At 57.2% G+C, this 12,346-nt stretch carries 12 protein-coding genes and 2 pseudogenes; 4 read left to right on the top strand and 10 right to left on the bottom strand.

Features of this window, described 5'->3' with window-relative positions; genetic code table 11:
* Positions 1-180: 180 nt before the first annotated feature.
* From V9L13_RS11145 to V9L13_RS11160, 4 genes and pseudogenes are all read right to left on the bottom strand, one after another.
* Complete coding sequence (locus tag V9L13_RS11145) at positions 181-702, bottom strand: hypothetical protein (protein ID WP_338802525.1); 522 nt, start codon at positions 700-702, stop codon at positions 181-183.
* Positions 702-1,430 (bottom strand): annotated as a pseudogene (locus V9L13_RS11150) (alpha/beta hydrolase). Before V9L13_RS11150 ends, V9L13_RS11145 begins: the two are co-directional and overlap by 1 nt.
* A 3-nt stretch (positions 1,431-1,433) precedes the next feature.
* Positions 1,434-1,674, bottom strand: a pseudogene (locus V9L13_RS11155) (PAAR domain-containing protein).
* 136 nt (positions 1,675-1,810) lie between these two features.
* Positions 1,811-2,476 (bottom strand): ribonuclease T2, encoded by a 666-nt coding sequence (locus tag V9L13_RS11160; RefSeq protein ID WP_003226484.1) that lies wholly within the window; start codon positions 2,474-2,476, stop codon positions 1,811-1,813.
* Positions 2,477-2,641: 165 nt separating this feature from the next.
* On the opposite strand from V9L13_RS11160, the gene V9L13_RS11165 reads away from it, so the two are divergent.
* Positions 2,642-3,112, top strand: coding sequence for a hypothetical protein (locus tag V9L13_RS11165; RefSeq protein WP_338802526.1), 471 nt, complete (start codon positions 2,642-2,644; stop codon positions 3,110-3,112).
* A 76-nt stretch (positions 3,113-3,188) separates the two neighbouring features.
* Positions 3,189-3,974: a transporter substrate-binding domain-containing protein gene (locus tag V9L13_RS11170; RefSeq protein WP_338802527.1), complete on the top strand. Its 786-nt coding sequence runs from the start codon at positions 3,189-3,191 to the stop codon at positions 3,972-3,974.
* 130 nt (positions 3,975-4,104) lie between these two features.
* Here V9L13_RS11170 and V9L13_RS11175 read toward each other — a convergent pair whose 3' ends face one another.
* The 5 genes from V9L13_RS11175 to V9L13_RS11195 all read right to left on the bottom strand — a co-directional run bounded on the left by V9L13_RS11175 (position 4,105) and on the right by V9L13_RS11195 (position 9,287).
* A complete protein-coding gene (locus V9L13_RS11175; RefSeq protein ID WP_081794889.1) occupies positions 4,105-4,320 on the bottom strand; it encodes a hypothetical protein in 216 nt (71 codons plus the stop codon).
* Between the two features lie 102 nt (positions 4,321-4,422).
* Positions 4,423-5,130, bottom strand: a complete 708-nt coding sequence (locus V9L13_RS11180) for an EAL domain-containing protein (protein WP_227698839.1) — start codon at positions 5,128-5,130, stop codon at positions 4,423-4,425.
* Positions 5,131-5,338: 208 nt separating this feature from the next.
* Positions 5,339-7,273 carry a methyl-accepting chemotaxis protein gene (locus V9L13_RS11185; RefSeq protein ID WP_338802528.1) on the bottom strand — a complete coding sequence of 645 codons (1,935 nt, stop codon included), beginning with the start codon at positions 7,271-7,273 and terminating at the stop codon, positions 5,339-5,341.
* 450 nt (positions 7,274-7,723) lie between these two features.
* On the bottom strand, positions 7,724-8,086 hold the full coding sequence (locus V9L13_RS11190) for a DUF6124 family protein (protein ID WP_003226502.1): 363 nt from the start codon (positions 8,084-8,086) through the stop codon (positions 7,724-7,726).
* 439 nt (positions 8,087-8,525) lie between these two features.
* Complete coding sequence (locus V9L13_RS11195) at positions 8,526-9,287, bottom strand: hypothetical protein (RefSeq protein ID WP_338802529.1); 762 nt, start codon at positions 9,285-9,287, stop codon at positions 8,526-8,528.
* 689 nt (positions 9,288-9,976) lie between these two features.
* Between V9L13_RS11195 and dusA the strand changes: the two genes are divergently transcribed.
* Positions 9,977-10,972: a tRNA dihydrouridine(20/20a) synthase DusA gene (gene dusA, locus V9L13_RS11200; protein ID WP_338802530.1), complete on the top strand. Its 996-nt coding sequence runs from the start codon at positions 9,977-9,979 to the stop codon at positions 10,970-10,972.
* A gap of 27 nt (positions 10,973-10,999) precedes the next feature.
* Positions 11,000-11,422 carry a DUF2388 domain-containing protein gene (locus tag V9L13_RS11205; RefSeq protein WP_226500015.1) on the top strand — a complete coding sequence of 141 codons (423 nt, stop codon included), beginning with the start codon at positions 11,000-11,002 and terminating at the stop codon, positions 11,420-11,422.
* On the opposite strand, the gene V9L13_RS11210 is transcribed toward V9L13_RS11205, so the two are convergent.
* Positions 11,423-12,253, bottom strand: coding sequence for an undecaprenyl-diphosphate phosphatase (locus V9L13_RS11210; RefSeq protein WP_103520638.1), 831 nt, complete (start codon positions 12,251-12,253; stop codon positions 11,423-11,425). It abuts the gene before it with no gap.
* Positions 12,254-12,346 lie beyond the last annotated feature (93 nt).

Raw genomic sequence — 12,346 nt, forward strand, 5'->3', positions numbered from 1 at the left:
GAGCGTAGCCCACCGGGGTGCGCACAGCAAACCCGCCGCGCCAACACATGCCCGCCCAGTTGTATCGGCGCGCAAGAGATTTGGATGAACGCTGTGCGTCGATTTATTTTCAGTTGTGGATTTGCGCGTGATCACCCTGGCGCATCTGCGCCGGGCAATCGCGTGGGGCACCGATTACGCCTATCGGGGTTTGTTGATTGCGCGCAGCAGGTCCGCAACTGGCAGGTTCATGGTGTTTGAGTAGTAGGGTTTGTAGCCGTACGCGGTGACGACGACTTTGCAGGGTATTTGTTGTTTGTTGGCGAGGAGGTGATTCAGTTCTGTCACTGAAAGATTTCTCTCAGAACTTCGGTTGCTGGAAGTTTCAACTATGAACGCACTGGTGAGATAGGGATATCCCGCCTTGCCATCCTCGCGTATTTCCGACGTCACCAAACCAACTGCAGAAAACCGGATGGCTTTGCCAACCGAGAAATCCTGATCATCCTCCAAGGCACATTTCAGCATGCCTGAAGCCATCCCAACCCTTTCTCCTCTATCAAACAGGTCCAGAACATCCACATCCGACTGATAGCGAATGTCGTATAGAAGTGACTTTTGCCTTTCAACAGATACAAAACTCAAGTTCGCTGGAGGCTTTACATGGTCTTTTGCGCAACCAGAGCAAATAGCTAGAAAAAAGCAAAAGAGTAACCTGTGCATCACGAAAACTCCTTCATTATTGAGTCCAGCAATAAATCGCTTGCCGACTTGCTCCCAGCTACAGGCGCAATAAAAAGCCCTAATGCGTCTGCATGATTGGTATCTACGTTGGCGTTCAAAGAAGGGCCACAGGAGATAAGCCACTTTTCGCCAAAATCGGCTACCCCATCCGATGGGTCTCTGTTTGTCGGGGTCGCCTTAATGTTGATCCATTCGGCGGCAACAGGATCAGGGCGCTCGCGATAAATATCTGAACCTAACCAAACCAATGTCCCTTCACCCACGGGATCAAGGGTGATTAGCATCTGAATTCTGTAGCCCCAATCCGACATTATTTTTGTCAGGTGCGCGCCATTCCAACCGCCGAGGCTATGACCAACGATATAAACGGGGCAGCTTTTATACGGAATAAGGCTCAGAACATTCCGTTGGATATCCTGCTTCCCCCTGACATCGTTATATCCCAGCCATTCTCAGCGATATTTACCTTCGTTGTTTAGCGTTTCATTGCGCTTATCAAAGTTCCTCCGTGCGGCGAGGATGTTTTCATAAGGCCCCGAAAAATAATAACTTTCCTTATCCCCGGCACCGCCGACGAAAACAACAATCGCTTTGGTACTCTCCACCGGCACCTGCTTGTCACTGACATCCTTCTTATCCGTCAGCGCATGTTCCTTGTGCAGCTTGTAATTGTTGCCTTTCGCGCACGTTACTGTTTCAGCGGTCATGCCTCACTCCTCCAAAAACAGCTTGATGGTTTCAGGCAGGTGCGAGCTGACTTCGTGGGTGAACCCGTTAGCGTCAGACACCCCGTGTTCCAGACGCCCGTCTGCACGCTGGATCACGTAGGGATGATTGGGCCAATCCGTCGAAATTCACATTCGGCGAGCCACTGGCAATCGGATTGGTGCCATGTCCCGGGAGTGGGCAGGCGGTTGGGTCGGTGACGCGGGCGGCGGGTTTTCCGCTCATGAACAGCTCCTTGCAGTGTTGCGGGTCATCCTTTGGGGGGGCGCAAGCATGCGTGAATTTTCCGGGTGCTTCAAACCTTCAGGCGAAAAAAAGGCGCCTGCTTGGGCGCCCTTTCCTGTTCGTGAAACCGCTCACATCAACGCGATGGCGGTACCCGAATATCCCCCGCCCGGCACTGGGTCTTCACGCCCTTGCCGCACGCGCCGAACTGCAGATCCTTGCCCATGCACACCCGTACTTCCGAGAGTTCCGGACCGCTGCAGATCACCGCGATGCCATCCGCCGGGATCCCCGGGTTGGCCTTGCGGAACAGGTCGGCGATTTCCTGGGCTTCGAAGTAGTACGAGGAACTGAACGGTTGCAGCTCTTGCGGGATTTTCACCGCGCCGACCGCTTTGTCCGCTTCGTCCAGATAACCCATCGCGCCCAGACCGCTGCAGGTGCCGTGCTTGGACCATTCGTGGTCAAGCAGTTTCTTGGTCGGGAACAGCGTCAGGCCTTTGGTCGTTTCCGCCGCCGACAACGTGGTCAGCGGTGGGCAGGACTCCGGCCAGCCGCCATTGGCGTATTGCGGCCACAGACCATGCAGCACGAAACCGTAGCCCTTGCCGGAACACTGCACGTCGTCCTTGTGAGTGAGGCAAAAGGTCGGCGACCAGGACAGCGTCAGCAGGTAGTAATCGAACTGCCCCGCCACCGCTTCCGTTTGCACCTTGCTGGCGTTCGACTGACGCGCCGAACTGAGGCCGATGCTACCGGCCGTCAGCGCAATCACTGCCAAAATTGTAAACAGCTTTTTCATCTACCCGCTCCTTGGGACGCCTGCGTCCGTGGTTTTCGATCCTGACCAGACTTGGCCAGCGCTGATTTCGACATGCTTGTGTTGCAAGCGCATGACGCAAGGCAACGCCGTACGCCGTTGAAAGGTCTACGATTAACAGGCAGACATCAAACCAAGGGATCCGAAATGAGTAAAGCAGACGAACTCGCCGCCAAACTCAAGCAAACACGGCACACCCATGCGGATGCCGAGCTGGAGATCGATTGCTGGCCGGCGCAGGTCTACGATCTGTACCACCGCATCGAGGGCTGGCTGCAGCCAGTTACCGAAGTCGGCCTGAAAATTCGCCGCAATCCGACCCACGTTTGCGAAAGCTCACCCGACGGCGAGAGCCACGATTACGCGATCGACCAACTGGTGATCGAAGCCAATCAACAAACCCTGACATTTGATCCCATCGCGCGGTTTACCGAGGACGGCGCCGGCCGCGTGCAGATCACCCTGCCCGAGCGCAACACCTATCTGCTGCGCACCGTCGATGAACATCACGAAAGCCATTGGTGGTTGCAAACGGTGGAAACCGGTCAGGAACTGGATGCGATTGCCCTGACGGAGAACAACCTGTTGCAGGTGGTGCAGGAAGGTCTGGCCCTCTGACCGCGAGCTAACCATAGGGATCAGCGCCGGGAACGTGTTTAACTTCTCACTCCGATCCCTTTGAAGCCCGACAGACATGCCCATCAATAAAAAACTGCTCTTGCTCGGTTCATTGCTCGCGCTGAATTTCAGCGCTCAGGCCGCCGAGCAACCTTCGCACCTCGACACCATCCAGCAACAAGGCCAACTGCGCGTCTGCACCACTGGCGACTACAAGCCCTACACCTTCAAACGCAGCGACGGCGACTTCGAGGGTATCGACATCGCCATGGCGCGCTCGCTGGCCGACAGCCTCGGGGTGAAAGTCGAGTGGGTGCAAACCACCTGGAAAACCCTGATGCCGGACATGCAGGCCGGCAAGTGCGACATCGGCATGGGCGGGATTTCGGTGACGCTGGAGCGGCAGAAGAAAGCCTACTTCAGCAACACCCTCGACAGCGACGGCAAGATCCCGCTGGTGCGTTGTGTCGATCAGTCCAAATACCAGACCGTCGAGCAGATCAACCAGCCCAACGTACGGCTGGTTGAACCGGCGGGCGGCACCAACGAAGCCTTCGTCCACGCCTTCCTGCCCAAGGCGCAACTGGCCCTGCACGACAACGTGACGATCTTCCAGCAACTGCTCGATAACAAGGCCGACGTGATGATCACCGACGCCTCGGAAGCGCTGTATCAGCAGAAACTCAAACCGGGTTTGTGCGCGGTGAATCCGCACCAGTACATGCAGTACGGCGAAAAAGCCTATCTGCTGCCGCGCGATGACATCAGCTGGAAACTGTACGTTGACCAGTGGCTGCACCTGAGCAAAGTCACTGGCAGTTATCAGAAGGTCATTGGTGAGTGGCTGGCGCTGCCGCAGTAATCTTCCAGGCACAAACATTTGTGGCGAGGGAGCTTGCTCCCGCTGGGCTGCGCAGCAGACCTTCTTTTGGGGGCGCTGCGCGCCCCAGCGGGAGCAAGCTCCCTCGCCACAGGTTCAGCCTCGATTTTGATCAATCGTCGTGCAACATCCCGGAGCTGTACTGGTTCAAGCTGCTACCAATACTGTTACCGCCGAATTTGAGGGTCGTTGCATTTGTGCGACCCTCCGGCGATTGGCAATCCGAGGAGAAACAACTGGTGGTGGTCAGCCCACCGGAGCCCGAACAGGCACTCAATACCGAGACAGCTGCAGCGATCAACAGCACTTTGACGACATTGGTGCGCATGGTACGGCTCCCCTTGGGATGATCTTGTGCAAGCATCGTAGGCCTTCGCCGCACCCGGCAAGATGAAACTTTGCCGATCGACAGCGCGGGTTCAGCTTCGCCTCAAATCGGCTGCCATGCCTCCACCGGAATCTGCGCCATCGCCTCAAACGCCGGTTTGGCGAACCAGAAACCCTGCATCAGATAAATCCCGCAATCGGCGAGAAAATCGCGCTCCTCGGGGTGCTCGATGCCCTCGGCAATCACCTCGACGCCCAACTCGGCACACATGCCCACCACGCCACGCACAATCGCCTGGCGTACGCGGTCGCGATGGATATCGCGAATCAGCGCCATGTCCAGTTTGATCAGGTCCGGCTGAAAGTCCGCCAGCAGATTCAGCCCGGAATACCCCGCACCGAAGTCATCAATGGCGGTCTTGAAGCCGAACTCGCGGTATTCGCGCAAGATGTTCATCAAGTGTTTGTTGCTTTCGACGTGCTCGCCTTCGACCGCTTCGAAGATCAGCCGATCAAGCGGGAACGCATGTGCGCGGGCCGCCTCCAGCGTGCTGCGAATGCACATGTCCGGTCGATACACCGCGTTGGGCAGGAAATTGATCGAGAGAAACCCGGTGAGCCCCAACTGCGCAGCCGTGGAGATCGCACGCACGCGGCACAGTTGATCGAAGCGATAGCGGTTCTGGTCATCGACCTGCTCCAGCACCGACAGCGCACCCTCGCCCTGCACGCCCCGAACAAGCGCCTCATGGGCGAAGGTCGATTGATCACGCACATCCACAATCGGCTGGAAAGCAAAGGAGAACGCCATATCGGCCTCGCCTTTTTGCCGGCATCCTTGGCACCCCCCGCTGGGCTGGGGGAAAATTGGTGTATTGGTCATGACGCCCCCTGAGAGCGGGTTGCAACCATCCATGGCCCAGAAAAAAATCACTGCACGGACCGGGTGGCGCCGCTTGGCGGCCCCCGCTTATACAGGCTGACCGGTCAATTCCGGCCAAGTTCATTGCGAAATGCCATCAGGTGCGGAAATGCGCCGTCATGCGTTGCAGGTCCTGCCCCAGCGATGCCAGCTCAAGGGTCGCGGCAGCGCTTTCTTCGCTGGCGACGGCCGACTGATCGGCCACATCGCGCACACTGACGATGCTGCGATTGATCTCATCGGCCACCGCACTTTGCTGCTCGGCGGCGGCGGAAATCTGCAGGCTCATTTGCTGGATCGTGCCGATCGAATGGTTGATCTCGGTAATCGCCTGCTCGGCCTTCTGCGCCAGCACCACGGTGTCCAGGGTACGCTCGCGGCTGGATGTCATCAGTGTAGATGCCGCTTGCGTGCCCTGTTGCAGGGTGACAATCAGCGCTTCGATTTCCTTGGTCGAATCCTGCGTGCGCTGCGCCAGCGACCGCACTTCATCGGCAACCACCGCGAAACCACGGCCCTGCTCCCCCGCCCGCGCCGCTTCAATCGCCGCGTTCAGCGCCAGCAAGTTGGTCTGCTCAGCGACTGCCTTGATCACATCGATGACCTTGCCGATCTGCTCACTGTCCTGGGACAGCACGTTCATCGCTGCGCCCAACTCTTCGATCGCCACCGACAATTCACTGATCTGCACGGTCGCCTGCTTGACCACCGCACTGCCGTGACGCGCCTGCTGATCGGCCAGGGTCGCAGCGGCGGATGCGTCCGTGGTATTGCGCGCCACCTCCTGCACCGTCGAAGCCATTTCGTGCATCGCCGTGGCGACTTGGTCCACCTCGACTTTCTGCTGACGCACACCGGCGCTGGTCTGCTCGCTCATCGCCGAGAGCTTCTCGGCCGATGTCGAAATATGCGTGACACCGTTACCGATCCCCTGCACCAGCGTGTTCAGGCTTTGCGCCATGTCCTGCATCGCGTTTTGCAGATCGCCCAACTCATCCTTGCGGCTGGATTTGGCTTGCACCGTCAGATCGCCCTTGGCAATCCGTCGCGCCAGTTCCACCGTCAGCGCCAGCGGCCCGGTGATCTGCCGCGAGATCAGCACCGAAGCAAACAGACCGACCACCAGCGCCAGCACCGTCAGCACTGCAATCTGGATAAACGCACGCTGTTGATCGTCCCGAGCCAGACGCTGCTGGGTGTCCATCAGGCCGGTCATGATGCTGTCCATCGCCTGGCTCTGCTGATCCACCTGCTGGCGCAGGCTCTGCTTCTGCTCGAACAGCGCGGCGACCTCCACCAGCACCTCACGATAACGGCGCATGCCGGCCTGCGCCTCTTCAAGCTGACTCGACAGGGCCGCCGGCAAACCGCTGCGCGCCTTGCTCATGTCGGCCAGAAACGCATCGGTGGTGTCCAGCAGCACCTTCTTGTTGGCCTCGCTCGGCACCGCGATATAACGCCGCAACATCAGACGAAACATCGTCATGCCATTGCGCAGATCCGCCACCGTGCGCAAGTCCGCCACCCGCGCGGTATCAGCAGACGCCAGCGCACTCGCTGTGGTGCTCTCGAACATCCTGTTGAAGGTCTCGGCGTACTTGTCCGACATCGCCCCCAACGGTTTCAGCGCATCGCTGGTCGCCTTGTCCGCCTCGATCAAGCGCTTGACCCGCTGATCGTAGGCCAACGTGGTGTCCTGTAACTGCTTCAAGGCCTGCTGGTTTTCCGCCCGCGTCAGGGTCTGCAACGCCTTGGCGATCAGCCCCTGCAACACCGTCAGCTGCGACTGATAAGACTCGGCAAACGCCGCATCCGCCGCCGCTTCGTACTGCTTCTCCGACAGCCGCATGTCCTGCGACGCATCGTTGAGCGTACCGATCAGGCGCGTGGTGTCCAAGCGATCCACCAGCACATTACTGCTGCTATAGCCAATGAAGGCCACCGCCCCCACCGCCAGCAAAAGAACGCCAAACCCGGCCCCCAACTTTCGGGAAACCTTGATGTTGCCCAGGAAATTCGATGCTTCTGCCATGTTCAGCCTCTAACGCCCTGACGCGATTCAGCGTCAGGCACAAAAAAAAGTAGATCTCTGATAACCGGAGTTACCACTCATATTCGGGGTCGTCGTCCTGGGCGAAATACGGGCAGCTTCCACTGACCCGGCTGCAAATAGCCGATGCGAAAACCCTTTTGACGGCCCACGCACCGGCGGACAAATCCAGGACTCAAGCTGGATTTATCGTTTCAGCAAAGGTGTTGGGAACGGATGCTATAAACTTTGGGAAAAGTTGTACAACTTTATATTTTTGTACAAGCAGTGAACTTTTTCGTGCGCATGATGACGCATTGCCATCATTTTTCATGGCACATCGCTATTGCAGCGGAAACAAGCTGAAAACCGCCATTTTCGGCGGATGTCTTGCGCATCGACAGAACGCCCTCCGCGACCACGACCAAGCCGCTTGCCACGGAGGGCAGCGCTCTACGCCTTGAGCTCGACGTTATCCAACGCCTGATTCACCGCCAACTCCCCCAACATCACCACCTGCGCAATGCCCAGCAACGTCTTGCGGTGCGAGACATCCAGCAACGCGGCGAAATCGTTGAGCATGGTGGTGGCGGAACCCAGGGACTCGCTGGCATTGGCGAGCAGGGATTCAGTGTCGTAGGCCGGGTTGGCGAGGAACATCGGTTTGGATTGATCACCGCTGGCCATGATCTGGCTGGCCGGGGTGAGGTAGTGATCGAGGGCGCGCTCGGCGGCTTCGTGGAGTTTGCGGGAATCGAGGGATTCGTAGGGGGATGCGGGGTCGGACTCGGGTGGATTCGGTGTTGGTTTGAACATGGTGTAACTCCTGACGGATAAACGAAAAGGAGCCATCACTCTCGCTACCAAACGAAGGGTGGAGGCCATACGCAGGTTGGTAGACCGGTCGTCAGGAACCCCGGCGCATCCGAAGACGCCCCGCGCATGACCACCATAAAACGAAGACGAGAAACGCCCTCGCAAGACAGTAGTCTTGTGCTTCTGACGGAGACGGGCTACCAAACCCGATCACTGGTTTTCAGTGACGTAGGGACGATAGAACCCGCGAGCTAGACGCACAAACCGGCGGATTCTGTCTTAGGTGTAGGGGATGGTGCAAGGTGGTGTAGGGCTAAGGTAGTGCAGATAACCACACTTTAAACAGGACGCAGCTCGCTACCTTATTAGTAACACTCGAGAAAAATAAATCTGTCCTCCTTCGCTCAATACCTATGGTCTCAGGCGTATCCCTCCGCTACTAGCCGACATGCTCCGTGATAGGAACCATCACCGCCCCGTCCTGCTCATCGTAAGCAATTCCGGCCCCGTACTTGTACCTCTCAGCCTGCTGTCGAAGCTCCTCGGTGTCGGACTCATACAACGTAAACCGGTATTTTTTCGTATAAGACGCCGAACCCGGGGCAGCGATAACAGAGAGCGTGAACATGTACTCTCCCGTTTCCCAAATAAAGAGCTTCCGAAACAGCTCCGAGAAAGGAGCGATCATTTGCGGTTCAGCTTCGACCAGTTCTCTCTTGTCCGGCGGCTGGGCGTCTATTTTCTTCCGAATATCGGTTCTCAACCGCGCTAGATCGGCCCGATACGCCTTATCAACCTGGCGTTCAAAATTATTAAAAAAGGTAACGGCATGCGCCCAGCTGTCCCCTGGCTTCAAGAAAAAGGGAACGAGCAAAACAGTCGAGGTTGACGAGGGCGTTTCAAAGTACGCCTGCGCATGAAGCGTTACCAGAGGCTGACCATCCCGTACCAAGTCAAGATGCATCGACCGAATTCTCAAGCTCCGTCCACCTGAATTGGTTATCCCTACGACCAGTCCTAGGTTCGGATTTCCTACACGATGGGTCAATTGAACGCGGCTGTGAACTTCAACTTCTAAGCGGCGAGGACGGAGTAGCAAATGAATCGGAGGGAGCTGCGACAAAATCACGGCAAGGACCGATACAACCAACGACCAAAATTTCCAATCGGTATAGAACGGCAATGCAATTTCATTGGCCAAAACGATTCCCTCCACACATTCAGGCGCTGCCTGTGCCCCTAACGCCACGCCCTGACTTTCGCGCTCGGATGCATGACGAACTGACAGTGATTCTAGAAGTAGAAAATTGAAATGTGCTGTTTTCCTTCAGAGCCTTGCCATGCAAGGGCTACAAAGTGATCGGGATCCGTCAAGAATAGGAAGAGCATGTCTCCGCCTAATCAGAAATGTTTATAAAACGCGTAAAAATGTTCGTTTTACTTTCCCCCCTTCAAAACCGTCTCCTCCCACTTTTACTTCACGAGCACTAATTTGAACGACCAAGGGTCAATTCTTCATTTTTTGCAAAGCGTGACACTCTGTTTAATCGCCATCTACCGGGCCCCAGCCCAGGGTCTTCATGATTGCAAAGCTCAATTGCGCACTCCTCACTGCTGCACAAAAAAACATACGCAGCCCGTCCGCGGGAGGGGATAAGTGCTTTTTCAAAGGATTTTTTCTTGGAAACAGTATTTCTCTGGGGCTGCTATGAGCCAACGCAAAAACTACCACCAGTCGGTCTCAAAGGAATGGGTACTGATTTATTTATCAGTACCCCCCCTACAAACTTCAAGCCCCGTCAGCACAGCATTCAGGTACTCCCCAAGCCCATCCCCCCCATTCCTGATAAACTCCCCCACCTCCCAGCCCCACCCAATCCAGAACCGCCAATGCCCCCTATCTCCGCCACACCCGCCCCACTCTCCCGCCGCTTCTCCGTCGCCCCGATGATGGACTGGACTGATAGGCATTGCAGATACTTCCTACGCCTCCTGTCGAAGAACGCCCTGCTCTACACCGAGATGGTCACTACCGGCGCCCTCCTCAACGGCGATCACGAACGTTTCCTCCGTCACAACGAAGCCGAGCATCCGCTGGCGCTGCAACTCGGCGGTAGCGTTCCGTTGGATCTAGCTGCCTGCGCGCGCATGGCGCAGGAGCATGGTTACGATGAGGTGAACCTGAATGTTGGCTGCCCGAGTGATCGGGTGCAGAACAATATGATTGGTGCGTGCCTGATGGGGCATCCGCAGTTGGTGGCGGATTGTGTGAAGGCGATGCGCGATGCGGTGTCGATTCCGGTGACGGTGAAGCATCGGATCGGGATCAATGGGCGGGACAGTTACGCCGAGTTGTGTGATTTCGTCGGTACGGTGCGGGATGCCGGGTGCACCAGTTTTACCGTGCATGCGCGGATTGCGATTCTGGAGGGCTTGTCGCCGAAGGAGAATCGCGACATTCCGCCGTTGCGGTATGACGTGGCGGCGCAGTTGAAGGCGGATTTTCCGGAGCTGGAGATTGTGCTGAACGGCGGGATCAAAACGATGGAGGCCTGCCATGAGCATTTGCAGACCTTTGACGGCGTGATGCTCGGGCGTGAGGCTTATCACAATCCGTATTTGCTGGCGGAGGTCGATCAGCAGTTGTTCGGCAGCAGCGCGCCGGTGATCAGCCGGGCCGAGGCGCTGGCGCAGTTGCGGCCGTATATTGCCGAGCATTTGCAGGCCGGCGGCGCGATGCATCACATCACCCGGCATGTGCTGGGGTTGGGCACCGGGTTCCCGGGGGCGCGTAAATTCCGCCAGTTATTGTCGGTGGATATTCACAAGGCCACGGATCCGCTGGCGTTGCTGGATCAGGCTGGCGAGTTGCTGCAAGGCCGTTGATAGATGGTTTGAATGTGCGGGCAACGAATGAGCGTTGCCCGGAGTTTTGATGTGCTGACAGGATGTCTTTTGTTTATGCCCGCGTTTCGCTGTGTTTCGTTCAAGCGCTTTATCCCCCTCGCTCTACTCGCCACCGCCTCTGCCAGTACTCACGCCCACTGCGATTTCATTTGTGGCGCGGGTGAGGAAAGCCCTTTGCAGATCACGCAGTTCACCGGTTTGATGGTGGCGACGACGGTGTTGTCGCCGTTCTACGCAACCTCCAAAGTTTCCGGTCTCAATAAACGTGTTTACTCGCCAGAGGAAATCGAAGCGGCGCGCTATTACCTCGCCAGCGACGGCATGCTGCAAGCCGCGTATTTCACATCAGCCTTGCAGCGCTACCGCCAAGAGTCGCCCAACTCGGAGTTGAACGACCTCGCGGTTGCGACATTGATCAGCAGTCAGTGATCACGCCGCCGCTTCCGTCCAGTTCACCCAGCCAAACACCCACGTCGCCAGAATCAACAAGCCAAACGCGATCCGATACCAGGCGAACGCGGCGTAGCTGTGGTTGGCGATGAATTTGAGCAGGCCGCGCACGGCGATCATGGCGAAGATGAAGGCGATGACGAATCCGAGGGCGAACACTGGCAGGTCGCTGGCCTGGAACAGGTCGCGGTATTTGTAGCCGGAGTACACCGCGGCGCCGACCATGGTCGGCATGGCGAGGAAGAACGAGAACTCTGTGGCGGCTTTCCGGGACAAGCCGAACAATAAACCGCCGATGATGGTCGAGCCCGAGCGCGACGTGCCGGGAATCATCGCCAGGCATTGCACGAAACCGATCTTCAACGCGTCTGACCAGCGCATGTCGTCGACGTGATCGACGCTCACCACATGGTTGCGCTGTTCGGCCCACAACATGACGACGCCGCCCACTACCAAGGCCATGGCCACGGTGATCGGGTTAAACAGGTATTGATGGATTTTGTCAGCGAACAGCACGCCGAGGACCACCGCCGGCAGGAAGGCGATCAGCAGGTTGAGGGTGAAACGTTGCGCATTGCGTTGGGTGGGCAGTCCTTTGACGATGTCGAAGATCTTCGGGCGAAACTCCCAGACCACGGCCAGGATTGCCCCCAGTTGAATAATGATGTTGAACGCCATCGCGCGTTCGCCGCCGAAGTCCAGCAAGTCGGCGACGATGATCTGGTGGCCGGTACTGGAGATCGGCAAGAACTCGGTCAGGCCTTCCACTGCGCCTAAAATCAACACCTGGATAAAGGTCCAGAAATCCATTAATCCTCCGTCAGAGCGCTCTCGATGAGCGACCGGTCAACTGTATTCAGGAATTGAGTATCTGAAGTTAAACAATCGGTATAACGCGACACC

The sequence above is a fragment of the Pseudomonas sp. RSB 5.4 genome (assembly GCF_037126175.1).
GTDB classification, from domain to species: Bacteria; Pseudomonadota; Gammaproteobacteria; order Pseudomonadales; family Pseudomonadaceae; genus Aquipseudomonas; species Aquipseudomonas fluorescens_H.